This is a genomic window from Priestia sp. ST2, assembly GCF_055810735.1.
Genome location: NZ_JBVVNT010000002.1, coordinates 795,175 through 807,975 on the forward strand (window position 1 = coordinate 795,175; position 12,801 = coordinate 807,975).

16 protein-coding genes are annotated in these 12,801 nt (G+C 37.7%); 6 read left to right on the forward strand and 10 right to left on the reverse strand.

The features are described 5' to 3' along the window. Positions 1–96 precede the first annotated feature (96 nt). Positions 97–828 carry a polysaccharide deacetylase family protein gene (locus AC0KUU_RS10525; RefSeq protein ID WP_043982012.1) on the forward strand — a complete coding sequence of 244 codons (732 nt, stop codon included), beginning with the start codon at positions 97–99 and terminating at the stop codon, positions 826–828. 464 nt (positions 829–1,292) lie between these two features. Beyond that, a complete protein-coding gene (locus AC0KUU_RS10530; protein ID WP_013056680.1) occupies positions 1,293–1,457 on the forward strand; it encodes a hypothetical protein in 165 nt (54 codons plus the stop codon). 122 nt (positions 1,458–1,579) lie between these two features. On the opposite strand, the gene AC0KUU_RS10535 is transcribed toward AC0KUU_RS10530, so the two are convergent. Further along, the gene (locus AC0KUU_RS10535) at positions 1,580–2,275 is read right to left on the reverse strand and encodes a peptidoglycan-binding protein (protein ID WP_043982010.1); all 696 of its coding nucleotides are present in this window, start codon (positions 2,273–2,275) and stop codon (positions 1,580–1,582) included. Between the two features lie 122 nt (positions 2,276–2,397). Beyond that, complete coding sequence (locus tag AC0KUU_RS10540; RefSeq protein WP_043982008.1) at positions 2,398–3,147, reverse strand: Cof-type HAD-IIB family hydrolase; 750 nt, start codon at positions 3,145–3,147, stop codon at positions 2,398–2,400. A gap of 245 nt (positions 3,148–3,392) precedes the next feature. Here AC0KUU_RS10540 and AC0KUU_RS10545 point away from each other — a divergent pair, with 245 nt between their 5' ends. Next, positions 3,393–4,235 (forward strand): sulfurtransferase, encoded by an 843-nt coding sequence (locus tag AC0KUU_RS10545; protein ID WP_043982006.1) that lies wholly within the window; start codon positions 3,393–3,395, stop codon positions 4,233–4,235. Between the two features lie 75 nt (positions 4,236–4,310). Here the strand turns inward: AC0KUU_RS10545 and AC0KUU_RS10550 are convergent, their stop codons facing one another. The 4 genes from AC0KUU_RS10550 to AC0KUU_RS10565 all read right to left on the reverse strand — a co-directional run bounded on the left by AC0KUU_RS10550 (position 4,311) and on the right by AC0KUU_RS10565 (position 6,610). After that, a complete protein-coding gene (locus tag AC0KUU_RS10550; RefSeq protein ID WP_043982004.1) occupies positions 4,311–4,955 on the reverse strand; it encodes a FusB/FusC family EF-G-binding protein in 645 nt (214 codons plus the stop codon). Positions 4,956–5,090: 135 nt separating this feature from the next. Next, complete coding sequence (locus AC0KUU_RS10555) at positions 5,091–5,360, reverse strand: CD3324 family protein (protein ID WP_043982002.1); 270 nt, start codon at positions 5,358–5,360, stop codon at positions 5,091–5,093. Between the two features lie 375 nt (positions 5,361–5,735). Next, positions 5,736–5,864, reverse strand: a complete 129-nt coding sequence (locus AC0KUU_RS10560; RefSeq protein WP_013056674.1) for a YuzL family protein — start codon at positions 5,862–5,864, stop codon at positions 5,736–5,738. 65 nt (positions 5,865–5,929) lie between these two features. After that, positions 5,930–6,610 carry a class I SAM-dependent methyltransferase gene (locus tag AC0KUU_RS10565; RefSeq protein WP_162214087.1) on the reverse strand — a complete coding sequence of 227 codons (681 nt, stop codon included), beginning with the start codon at positions 6,608–6,610 and terminating at the stop codon, positions 5,930–5,932. A 104-nt stretch (positions 6,611–6,714) separates the two neighbouring features. Here AC0KUU_RS10565 and AC0KUU_RS10570 point away from each other — a divergent pair, with 104 nt between their 5' ends. After that, positions 6,715–6,939: a DUF3892 domain-containing protein gene (locus AC0KUU_RS10570; RefSeq protein WP_043981998.1), complete on the forward strand. Its 225-nt coding sequence runs from the start codon at positions 6,715–6,717 to the stop codon at positions 6,937–6,939. A 12-nt stretch (positions 6,940–6,951) separates the two neighbouring features. Continuing rightward, on the forward strand, positions 6,952–7,098 hold the full coding sequence (locus tag AC0KUU_RS10575) for a hypothetical protein (RefSeq protein WP_013056671.1): 147 nt from the start codon (positions 6,952–6,954) through the stop codon (positions 7,096–7,098). 303 nt (positions 7,099–7,401) lie between these two features. On the opposite strand, the gene AC0KUU_RS10580 is transcribed toward AC0KUU_RS10575, so the two are convergent. The 3 genes from AC0KUU_RS10580 to AC0KUU_RS10590 all read right to left on the reverse strand — a co-directional run bounded on the left by AC0KUU_RS10580 (position 7,402) and on the right by AC0KUU_RS10590 (position 10,503). Beyond that, the gene (locus AC0KUU_RS10580; protein ID WP_014460489.1) at positions 7,402–8,277 is read right to left on the reverse strand and encodes a helix-turn-helix domain-containing protein; all 876 of its coding nucleotides are present in this window, start codon (positions 8,275–8,277) and stop codon (positions 7,402–7,404) included. Positions 8,278–8,671: 394 nt separating this feature from the next. After that, on the reverse strand, positions 8,672–9,763 hold the full coding sequence (gene ribD / locus AC0KUU_RS10585) for a bifunctional diaminohydroxyphosphoribosylaminopyrimidine deaminase/5-amino-6-(5-phosphoribosylamino)uracil reductase RibD (RefSeq protein ID WP_043981996.1): 1,092 nt from the start codon (positions 9,761–9,763) through the stop codon (positions 8,672–8,674). Beyond that, positions 9,760–10,503 (reverse strand): GTP cyclohydrolase II, encoded by a 744-nt coding sequence (locus tag AC0KUU_RS10590; RefSeq protein ID WP_043981994.1) that lies wholly within the window; start codon positions 10,501–10,503, stop codon positions 9,760–9,762. Before AC0KUU_RS10590 ends, ribD begins: the two co-directional genes overlap by 4 nt. Positions 10,504–10,865: 362 nt before the next feature. On the opposite strand from AC0KUU_RS10590, the gene AC0KUU_RS10595 reads away from it, so the two are divergent. Further along, positions 10,866–11,189: a winged helix-turn-helix transcriptional regulator gene (locus tag AC0KUU_RS10595; protein WP_014460492.1), complete on the forward strand. Its 324-nt coding sequence runs from the start codon at positions 10,866–10,868 to the stop codon at positions 11,187–11,189. Between the two features lie 123 nt (positions 11,190–11,312). Here the strand turns inward: AC0KUU_RS10595 and AC0KUU_RS10600 are convergent, their stop codons facing one another. Beyond that, complete coding sequence (locus AC0KUU_RS10600; protein ID WP_043981993.1) at positions 11,313–12,521, reverse strand: MFS transporter; 1,209 nt, start codon at positions 12,519–12,521, stop codon at positions 11,313–11,315. Positions 12,522–12,801 lie beyond the last annotated feature (280 nt).

Here is a 12,801-nt window from a genome sequence, read left to right on the forward strand (position 1 = left end):
TACGCTTTGACACAAAAGGGAAATTCAGCTTCATACAAAATTTTTAATCGGGTATCATAACGTTATACTTTGCCCTAGAAAGGAGCGTGCATGTACATGATACGAAGAATTAGCATACTGCTTTTTACACTGTGTTTCTTATTTAATGGAGCCCTTCCTGCACTATGTAAAGCGGAACAAGTAAAAAATGTAGCTGTGCGTGACCGTTTGCTTTATCAAGGTAATAACCAACTAAAGCAAACCGCCCTAACATTTGATGATGGACCGGATCCGCGCTTTACTCCACATGTATTGGATCAATTGAAAAAGCATGGTATTAAAGCAACCTTTTTTCTTATTGGGGCAAAAGCTCACGAACACCCTGAGCTGGTGAAAAGAATGGTAGCCGAAGGTCATGCTGTTGGGATTCATACCTATTGGCACCCCAATTTACTAAAGGAATCTACTGAAAAGTTTCACTGGGAAATTGCCAAAACTCAGACTATTATTAAAAACATTACCGGTTTTGAAACACAGCTGTTTCGTCCTCCATATGGAAATTTAACGAAAGAAATGATCAACGAGCTGCCAAATGAAAATGTCTATGCGATTAACTGGTCTTCTGATTCATTAGACTGGAAGCAAATCCCAGAAACAGAAATCACCAATAATGTATTTAAGAACATGCATGCCGGAACAATTGTTTTGATGCACGACGGCGGCCATTGGACCATGGACCTTTCTAACACCGCAAAGTCACTGGATACCATCATTCCTAGACTTAAGCAAGAAGGATATCATTTTGTGACCGTCCCTGAACTTTTGCACATCCCTTATCCAAAAAATTAAGCTCCAAAGAGTTTCTGATTTAGAAACTCTTTGGAGCTTTACGATTTCCCTTGATAGAAAGTAAATATGCCTCTCCTACAAAAAGAGCGTGTCAAAAGATCTAATTCAAATCCATCTTAACACTCAAAAATATGCCTTATTTCTTCAAAACATTATCATACTAAAGATACAAAAAGAGACATTCTTTTTTTGTTCCATCCCTCTACAATAGAGGGAATTTACGGATAACCTCTAAAATAGGTTTTAAGTTGCATGATTAGGAGTAAATATTACTATAACTACTCTCATATTTTTAGACAAGCTGCATATATATAAAATGAGAGAGTCGAACGCATTCCACATATCCCTAAATTTCTTCTTCTCACAAAAAAATTGACGAACTTTTTTTGTCAACAGGTGCGTATAGATATGATAGAATTCCTATATAATGACCTGGATTCATTTCTAAACAAGGAGTTTTGACTATGATTAATGAACAAGAGACGTTGTTATTTATTAAAGAACTTGGCCGCTTGTTGAAAGACTATCAAAACTGTTCAAACGCCTCTGTAAAAAGTGAAATATATAAAGATATCGTGTTGTTGAGCAATGTTATCCAGTTAGATCACGTGAACGTTTCTTACGCTTAGAAAATCCTTTTTATTTCTTTATAAATTTCAGTTTTTCTACTATAACTACAGAAAAGGAAGAAAGGAGACGATTTCCATCCATCTCCTTTCTTCCTTTTCTCGTTATCGGTTTTTATGGTTATTTAGAACATAGTTTTATTAAAATTATTGTAGAGTTTTTCGAGTGTTTTCGGTCCAACTATTCCATCTACCTGCAGATAAAGTGCTTGTTGAAAAGCTTTTACCGCTTTGAAAGTGGAAGACCCGAATATACCGTCTGCGCCTCCAAAAAGAGAATAACCTAAGTGAATAAGCATACGCTGAATTAACTGTACGTGATTTCCTCGATCTCCGTATTTAATTAACATGCTTGAAGCCTTTGGCATCTGTTTTTCAGGTCCTTTTCCACTTCGAAGCTCCGACAAAGATAAACCGAATGTATATTGAAAATGAGGGTAATCTTTTAAGCTTGTCCAATCTCCTCCCCATTCCAACCCAATCCTTTTTCCTATCTCTCCCGCTTTGTTCCATCTTCGATCAATGGTCCAGTCAACTTTTCCGTCGTTATCAAGCAGCGCAATGTCAAAAGCTAGTCCATAGTTATGATAAGAATACCCGCCTTTGGCATTAGTCACAATACTTCCTGGTGTTGTTCGGCCTTGTGAATATAGTTTGTGCTGATGCTCTATCGATCTAAATCCTTCAGTGATACTAACAAATATGCTTTCTTTATATGCTTGCCCAATGAGCTCGTACGCTTTTTCCTGCACTATTTCATGTACATCTTGCAACTTATTTTCTGCTTTTTGTAACAGCTTGTCTAATGATAAATCACTCATACTCCCCACTCCTTAACTAGATGGCTTCTCCTTATATATACGTATAAGACGAACTCTAAGGGAGGCATCCAGTATCAGTTTATGCGGGAAGCAGTTAAGTTGTGCAACATGGAGAACTGCTGTTATTTCAGCACCCAGTGGCTGATAGCCTTCGCTACTCCGTTATTGACATTTGTATCTGTCACCCAGTCCGCTGCTTCTTTTACAGCTTCCTGAGCATTTCCCATGGCGATTCCACACCCTGCCGCTTCAATCATAGCCATATCATTTAAGCTGTCTCCCATGGCAATGACTTCATCCATTGAAATGCCCAAACGTTCACATACGGTCATGATCCCTTTTGCTTTGTTAATACCAAGTGCATTAATTTCTAGATTCGTTAAACTAGAGTTGCTAATTTCAAAATCTGAAATGCCTGCTATTTGTTTCAGCACTTCTTCTCGTAAAACATCATCTGGAATATCGTAGCCAAACTTCAGCCATTCCTGTGAGGCAATATCTTCTGGAAATTCGTCTCTCCATACTTTATCCGTAGTCACCGCCCAAAAGTTAAGCTTATGCTCTTGCGTTAAATTCCACATCTTCTCGATATAAGCAGCATCAATTAACTTTCGTTCTACAAGCTCTCCAGATTCATCCCAAATTTCACTTCCGTTTACTGTAATAAGGTAAGAAGATAGCTGAAGAGACTGCGCATATTCACGGCATGTTAAAAGAGATCGCCCTGTGCTTAGCACCACATGAACACCTTGTTCTTGAGCTTTAGCAATGGCCTCACGATTTTCTTTAGAAATTTCTTGCTGATTGTTCAGCAGCGTTCCATCCATATCTAGTGCAATCAGTTTAAATTCTTTTTTTTCATTTGTTTGCATCTTTCTCTCTCCTTCTCTTCAATAGTAGGTACGACATTACGCTGAGCATTTGACTTATACTATGTAACTCTTATTATAACTGTAGCACAGGAGCATTTCGCTCTGCATCAGATAAGCGTTAAAATGGTCAATTATTCTACGGGGAATAATTGAAGGAAAACAAAATAGCTTTGCCGTAATTTACATATAACGCTTTTCATTTTTAGTTATTTCAACTAGAATTTTGGTAAAAGGATGTGAATGTTATGAATACTATTATTTCACCAGCTGACTTACATACTGCATTACAGCACCCCCAACACTCCATTGTGTTGCTTGACTGCCGATTTACCCTTGGAAATTCTGAGGCAGGCGCAAATGCTTATCAAAATGAGCACCTCCCGCATGCTCATTACTTGGATTTAGAAAAAGATTTGTCTTCTGCAGCTGCTTCTCGTGGAGGCAGACACCCGCTGCCTGACGTTCAAAAACTAGCTCAAAAGCTCGGCAGCTTAGGAATTAATGCTGATTCAAAAGTCGTCGTTTATGATGAACAAAACGGAATGATGGCTTCAAGAGCATGGTGGCTACTGCGATATATAGGAATTGAAGACGTAAAAATTTTAAATGGAGGTTTTAATAACTGGAAGCAATCGGGATATGAAACAACGAAGAACGTCCCAGAAGCTTCTCCTCAAACGTTTGTACCTTTCGTTCAACAAGATTGGGGACTTGCAGGAGTTGAATACGTAAAAGAGAATCTTCATAACCCTAATGTTGTTCTTATCGACTCTCGTGAAAAAAGGAGATATCTCGGCTTAGAAGAACCCATTGATTTTGTAGCAGGACATATCCCAGGCGCCATTCATTCTTTCTGGCAAGATGTGTTAACTTCAGAAGGTTTATGGAAAACAGATAAAGAGTGGAAGGAAATGTTTTCAGCTATTGATTCTCACGCTGAAATCATTGTATACTGCGGATCGGGTGTATCTGCTTGTCCGAACGTTTTAGCTTTAAAATCAGCAGGTTTTCCAAATGTAAAATTATATGCCGGCAGCTGGAGCGATTGGATTAGCTATCGTGACAATCCAATCGAGAAAAGCAGATAGACAAAGAAGGCTCAGTCTCACCAAAAGTATAGAGGCTGAACCTTCTCTTTTTGTATTCTTCTTATTAGCCGCATGTTATTTACTGAGCCTTAACATAAAATCATGAAGCCGCTCTAAGGTAAGCAGATTTTGATTACATGCTTCGCTATCGTGACAAATATAATTTCCTCGTTGTGTAAATGTCCCTTGAACAGTTCCTTTGATTTCAGCAGTGAACATACCGACTTCCTCGTAGCTGTGGCAAAGCGTGCATATTCCTTTCTGATTGATAGGTTTAAATGTTCCTTGAATACCTTTTAACTTCTGGGTATACGGCTCCTGCGCTACGATAAACTTTCTGTTTGAGCCTTTATCGATCCAGCTAACATAGGAAATGCTCGTTAGATCCATGCTATCAGCAGAAGGGACTTTTAACTTTTTCACTTTTGGAAACAGCTTTTTCACGCCAGCTTCTGTAAAAGATTTAAATGGAATCACGTAAGGCTTTATCGTTTCTAAAAACACCTCTGCTTGCTCCTTATTTCTAACCTCAGCAACTGACAGCAGTAATTCTTCCTGTTCCTCGCTAAGAACCTCAAACACATTTAATACTTTTTCTTTTGCAAGAGCTTTTAAAGCCTGCAACACATCAGAATTGTTTACTGTTCCATGCCCATTGATAAGAATTTGCGTTTGGCTTTTGATAAAATTATATTGATCATTTCTTATAAACGCTTCCACGTTCTTCACTCCTTCTTCATTTAATTAGCTACTTTTTACTTTACCGTACGGATTCCTTTTATGAAATGTAAAAAATAAATCAGAAATAAACTATACCTAAAAAAGCGCAGGCATTCAGTTGCCAGCGCTTGATTTCTACCGTTGCTTTTTATATACAATTTTTTTGATGGTTTCGGTTGATAAAAAGTAGTCACGGGCTAGTTCCTCAATTGAAGTTCCTTTTTCAAACAAATTCTTAATCCGTTCGTTTCGCTCGTCAATCAACTTTCTTCCACCAGAGCAAGTTCCCCATTTTCTTTTTGCCTTCTGCGGCTTTGGAATATAAATGGTTTCTCCTTGAATGTATTTTTGAATTTCACTAATCAGCTCTTCAGGTAAAATATTTGTTGCTTTTACATACGTCATTTCTGCCAGCTCCTTATGTGGTTTTGCTTATACAATAAGGGGCAAAGCCGTATATATTAGAAATGAGATATGCGCGGTTAGGCGATGTCTATTACTAAACCGTCCACCCCATGCAAAGTATCGCCTTTCTAATATCAGGCTTTGCATGAGACGCTGCAGTATCCGGTAAACATCTTTTATTTACCATTTATTACACCTCCACTTTACATCAGCTGTAAACCAAGCTTGTATAAAATTACAATTATTGGCTCAGATTTTATTATAAGCTATCTATAATCTTGCACACAATACCTTCTTATTTATAAAACTGACCCCATAAATAAAACGAACTTGCAGGGAGCTCGTTGTTCTCCCTGCAAGTTCGTTTTATTTTTGTTATGAACGCTTCTGCTTTTTGTTAGCTGAACTGCTTTGAACACCTTGTTCAGAAGTGGTCGTCCCTTGTCCTTCTACATTTGGTGAACCTAGCTCTGATTTTGAGCGGTCTTTTTTAATTTTACTCATGTCACTCACCTCCAGTTTGTAGTGTACCCTTTGTACAGCTACATATAAGGAGAGGTGTGCTGTTTTTATTGTTTCTTGAGCATAAATAGCCATAGAAACGTTAAGGCTTGCTTTAATTCATTTGGAAGCTGTCCAATCAGCTTATCTGTAACATTTCGCTTATATACACCTTCGCCATCGATTACTTCCCATCCATTTTCTTTTGCAAGCTGTTCAAACTCCCACGGCATCATCGTATTGCAAATAACGTCTTCACCATATAGTCTTTGAAAACTATTAGTACGAGGCTGAGCAGTTGGTCCAAGAATACCTATACATGCATATCCTCCTGTTTTTACAACTCGGTGCAATTCCTTCAGAGCTAATCGCGGGTGCTCCGTCCATTCCAGGGCGTTGATTACCATAACCCCTTCTACTGATTCAGAAGACAGCGGGAGCTTCATAATATCAGCTTGAGCGAACGACAAATTTTCACTTTTATGCAGTTGGGATGCTTTTTGAATCATTTCTTCTGATAAATCAAGACCGATTGCTTTATATCCAGAAGCGGCTAGAAGAGACGTCCCAAACCCATCACCGCAGCCGACGTCTGCCACTATACCACCTGATTTAAGATGTTTTTGAATAAATGGAATAACTGTTTTCCGACTTCCGTTTTTCCACATTTCTTCACTTCGGCTATTCCAAAATGATACTTTTTGGTTCCACTCGTCTTGAGCTTGGTCATGCCAATTAAATGTTGTCATTTTTTATCCCCTTTGTACTCTTTTCTTTACCTTATCACTTTTTGCAATGAATAAAAACGACTTTTTCAGCAACCATATAGATGTAAAGGAAGGTGTTTATTTGTATGAAAGAACGTTTCGTTGCGGTACGTAAAAATGCAGAGGGTGACCTGCTAGAATTTCAGACGGCTTCAGGAGCTGTTTTAACCTATGAAGAAGCGTTAAAGAAAGTAGAAGCCGGAGACGTTGAGCATGTGAGTACCTTTGTAGGGAAAGACGGCGGTACGTATATTCGCAGTATTCCTGACCATGACAAAACAAATAATCTCGATGCATTGCCATCATTTTAAAGGAGAATGAAGATGACAAAAAAGAATAATAAAGGAAGCGCTAATCAAAGTAACCCAAAAACGCAGCACCATCTTGTTGAAATGGGTGAAGAAATTTCAAGCGGGGATAATTCAAAGGGAAACAAACGCAACAAAGATCAGTCAAGTAAAACACAATAAAAAAAGCCGTGCTTCTTAGCACGGCTTTTTTTATTAATGTTGGCTTGGAAGACCTAATGTTGAAAAATCTCCTGTTGCTACGCTTGTTCCAACTGAAGCAACACCTGCTACTAATGTAAACGCTAATGCCATACCGACTAATACTTTTTTCATAATTATTTCCTCCTCTTTCTTTGATTTGACTCTAGTGTATCACAGGATAAAAGTAGATGAATTCCTTTCTATCAGCATTTATCCCCTTAAAATCATGGATTTCCTCCATTTTGATAGAAATTTCTCAAAAATTATAATGATAGGAATATTTTAAACAAATAGAGCTTCAAGTTCTTTTTCTACTAGCTTGACGAATCGCTCATTTCGTTGCAGGGTGAAAATGGTCATAGACTTTTCCATATATTCTTTACCTTGTTCAATTTTACCTAATTTGATTAAGCTCTCTCCTGCTTGGTAATGAAGTTCTCCAAATAAATACATTGATTCATTACTAATGCACAAATCGATTCCTCGGTTGCTATATATTAATGATTCATCATAGTTACTCATATCTCCAAGCGTTTTGGCAAGTGCATTTAAAATTCTAATTTTTATATTTTCGTCTTTTGTTTGGGGCAGCTCATTTAAGCTTTTGAGTGCTGTTTGATATGTATCTAGAGCCTGTTCATACTCTTTCTCTTCATAAAGAATAATTCCAATGCTATTTAAAATTTCAATTTCTCTTTCTTTATAAAACGTTGCCGATTGCTTAGTAAGCTCGATCGCTTGGTACATTTTAGACAGCGCATCTTCTTTGTTATGATGAATGTAATACACGCAAATACCTTCGTGCCACATTAAAAATTGCTTGTTCAGCGGATTTTGAAACAGCGGACTTTCTTTTTCTTTTACAATGATATTATGAATAGCATCATAATCTCTCTGACGAATATATTGACGAATTAACGATTGAACCGCATCTACGTAATCAAGTCGAGGTGATTCGACACTATCAAAAAAGTAGTTAACATCTACGCCAAGGCGCTTAGAAATTTTATAGAGGGTAATGCTTGATGGATATTCTTCACCGTTTTCAATTTTGCTGATTTGCGCTTGTGTACAAATGTCTCTTGATAATTCTTGTTGTGTCAACCCTGCCATTTTGCGAAGGTCTCTCATAACACTCCCAATTCTATACTCTCTCATCTCTTTTCTCACCCTTACTTTCACATAATATATTCTCTCTATAAACATATAGTGATTTTATTTAGATAGTCAACTGTAAACACGTTAAAAATTTATACAATGTTTCGAAATTGACCATTCCCTATAATAGCAAATTAATCTATAAGAGTAAAATAGTGTATGATTTCTCTTCTCTAAAAAATCCTGTAAAAAAATAATATTGAGACATAACGAAATCAATCCAGTCTACAGACGAACAAATAGGATGAATAAGCTAATATAGATCACTTGTTACACCACTAAAAGCACCTGCATATATGAAACTTATGTTCACTATAACAGCAAAAAATCCGAACGATAAATCGTTCGGATCTTCTTCAACTAACATATTTTTGTTCCATTCTCATTCACATTTTTATTTATAAACAGGATATCCAACAAATTTAAAGTCTTTGCCGATTGACGTCACAGAAAGACGCTCCACGTTCACTGCGTCCCACATTTTCTCTATGCCTTTTCCTTCTAGGAAAGTAGGAGCTTCTTTTCCTCCTGAAAGCTTTGGAGCCATATACAGCACCAATTTATCAATTAAACGATTTTCCACGAATGCGGCATTCACTTCGCCCCCTCCTTCAATTAAAAGAGACGACACAAATTTCTCACCTAGTATAGAAAGCATATCTTCAAGATTTACTTTGTCCTCACCGCTTGTAACAAATACTTCGACGCCTTGCTTTTCGAGCTGTTCTTTTTTTTCTTTTGAATAGCCCTGACTTGTAAATATCCACGTTGGAGCTAAAGAATCCGTTGCTAGCTTAGATTCAAGCGGCATGCGCAGCTTTGAATCCATCACAATACGAATTGGACTGCGGCCGCCTTCAATACGAGTTGTCAGCTCGGGGTTGTCCTTAATGACCGTATTCACCCCTACTAAGATACCCGCTGTTTCATGACGCAGCTGATGTACATCCAAACGGGCTTCCTCAGACGTAATCCACTTGCTGTGAGAAGAAGCAGTTGCTATTTTACCGTCTAACGTAATCGCTGACTTTAATGAAACAAACGGCTTCTTCGTTACAATATACTTATTGAAGACCTCATTCATTTGACGTGACTCTTCTTCACATACACCTGTTATAACTTCAATGCCTGCGTTTTCTAAAATTTCGACTCCATTACCTGCTACTAAAGGATTCGGGTCTAAAGTTGCTATGACCACTTTTTTTACACCGGCTTCAACTAGCGCTTCAGCACAAGGACCTGTACGCCCGTGGTGTGAACAAGGCTCTAGCGTTACGTAAGCAGTCGCTCCTTTTGCTTGTTCGCCAGCCATTCGCAGCGCGTGAATTTCAGCGTGCGGTTCGCCAGCTTTTAAATGCGTACCAATTCCAACGATTCGATTATCGTTTACAATGACCGATCCTACAAGCGGATTTGGCTCTGTTTGTCCTTTTGTTGATTTTGCGTTTTGTAAAGCTATATTCATATAAAATTCGTGATTGATCAAAGAAGAACCTCCTCTTTTAAATGTCCTGAACGTTTAACTTTAGTATCCAAATACTTTTCATTAAACTGCGATACATCTCCCCAAAGTGGAACGCGCCCTGATAAAAGTGCGCCGTTTTTCTCAAGCGCGATTAGCTTTTTTGGATTATTGGTAATCAGCGTAACCGGTTTTTGGCGCAGCACTTTTAACACGCTGATGGCATCACTATAGCTGCGAGTATCATCTTCAAATCCTAACCCTTCATTCGCTTCTACCGTATCAAATCCGTTTTCTTGAAGAACGTATGCCATTGCTTTGCTGAATAGGCCAATGCCGCGTCCTTCATGATTTGCTAAATAAAATAGCGCTCCGCTCCCATTTTCGACGATCATTTTCATTGATTGTTTTAATTGAAAACCGCAGTCGCAGCGTTTGCTTCCGAATATATCTCCCGTATGGCAGATACTGTGCATACGAATGAGTGCCTCATGCGATTCTTGAAAATCTCCGTACACAAGAACACTAGATTGCTGCATGTCAGCTAAATTAGCTCCTTGCATTTTTTCAATAAGCTCTTCCGTACTTAAAGATCCTTCTTTTACATTATCAGAACGCAACCATGAATACCAATTAAATACTTGTGTCTCGCCATCCAGATTCACAGGAAGCGTAATAGGTCCTACTATATAAATAAAATGGTCTTCATTTTTTACTATGTTAATTTTATCTTTTAAAATTGAAACAACTTTTTGGTTAATCACAGTCATTTCCTCCTCTTATGTGTCTTTCACTTACCTACTATTTTCACATTGTGCTCAATCTCTCACATGAACAACTGTTTTTTTTAGCACTTCACTACATTTATCTTTTTTAATTGATGTATCAGCTTACTAAAAGTAAGTAACTTTACTTGCTTAAAGTATTATATGACGATACATTTATCTTGTAAAGCTTTTATGCTCTTTTTGTTACTTTTAGTAATTAACTTCTATAATTATATAAATTATATAATCAAAACATAAATACGTAAAGTAATTTATAATATTTAAGTAATTAAATTACATAACACTAGATAAAATGCTGACTTTGTTTTATAATATAGGAAGAGAATGGAGGTAATAACATGGACGGTTTAGCACTCTGCCCACGTTTTGAAAAGGCTGTTACTATACTAACGAAACGTTGGACGAGTTTGATCATTTTTCAGCTGCTTTCCGGCTCACAGCGGTTTTCTCAAATGCAAGAAGCACTTCCAGTAAGCGGAAGGCTCTTATCCGAGCGCTTAAAAGAATTAGAACATGAAGGAATCGTCATTCGTACGGTTATTCCGGAAACTCCTGTTCGAATCGAGTATTCATTATCTGACAAAGGATTAGCACTAGCGCCGGTAATTCAGGAAATTCAGACATGGTCCAGTGAGTGGATTACAAAAGAAGAAGTGGAATAAAAGAAATCTCTAAAGAAATCAGGAGGCTTCTATATCGATATGCTCACAGCCGTTTTCGTTTTCTTTAGAGCTCCATAAATAAAAAAGGCATGCTCCCCTTGAGCACGCCTTTTTTTATTTATGTTATTTTCCTAATGATTCATTTTGAGAAATAATGCGCTGTTTCTGACTTTTTCGACCGTGCAATACAAGGTATACTGCTATAGCTAAAAGAGCAACAACAGAACAGAATACATACATTCCTTTATATCCGGCTGCTGTGGATAAAATGCCTAATAAAAAGGACCCTAAACCCATTCCAGAGTCAAAAAACACAAAAAACGTAGCTGTGGCGACACCTCGGCGATGAGGAGAAGCTTTTTTTACAGCAATGGATTGAAAACTTGATGTAATCGTTCCAAAGCCTAATCCAATAAATGCTCCAGCTAATAAAAACACCCAGCTTGTTGTCGCTTGGCTAAGTAAAAAGATACCGATAGCTAAAGATAAAATGGACGGATATACCACGCTGTTTTCTCCGTATTGATCAAACCATTTTCCAGTAAAAGGTCTAGAAGCTAATAAGCACACCGCGTATACAACAAAGAAAAAGCTTGAAGCTTGCGTAAAGCCCATTTCTTTTGCATAAATAGACACAAACGAAATAACACTTGCATATGAAAAAGCTACCACAAGGCCAGCAACAGAAATAGGCAGCGAACGGTATTCAAAAAACGTCGCAAGACCTTTAGCTGGCTGTATTTCATTTGTTGCAGAGGAAGCTTGCACCTCAGGGACACGAAGTACTAGACTGGATAATACTGCTAAAACAGAAGATACAACCGCAACGGTAAAAACCGCTGTATGACTTAAAGTATTTGTTAACGTTAAGCCTACAAACGGACCTACTACCATTGCTAAGTTCATAAACGTCGCATAGTACCCCATCCCTTCGCCTTTTCTCTGTTCTGGGATTACATTTGCAACAATTGCTCCTGTAGCAGTTGTGCTCATTCCAAAACCAATACCATGAAGCACACGCAGCAACAGCAGCGCAGATAATGAGTGAATATTCATATATAAAATAGAACCAATTAAAAAGATAAAGACACCTATTAATAGTACTTTCTTTTGTCCTAATGTTGTCATCCACTTACCGGCTAGCGGTCTGAACACAATACCGGACACTAAAAAGATTGTCACAATTAGCCCTAGGCTTTGTTTACTTGCATGAAGTTCATCTGTTGCAAACAGTGGCAATGTGACAGTTAACATATAAAAAATGACAAAAACAAAAAAGCTGGTCAATGAGACCGCTAAAAAATCTTTTGTCCATAATTTCGATTTCTGCATGATTTTCCTCCTTTTATTTGTTTATTCGTATCTATTTATTAAAACAAACTAAATCACAGTCTAGAAATAATATGTATACGAATTATCTCAACTCAAACTATTATAGGGTTCATATATGTAAGTGTCAACATGTATTTATCGATTTTGATTTCCGTCCAAGGCTTCGCTTTTCGCGGGAATCTTCGCCTTGCCCTCCAACCAACTGCTAGAAAGACCTACACACATGAAACCTACGTTTACCGCAAAAAAAACAAACCATGAATCCAACACTTTGATCAAT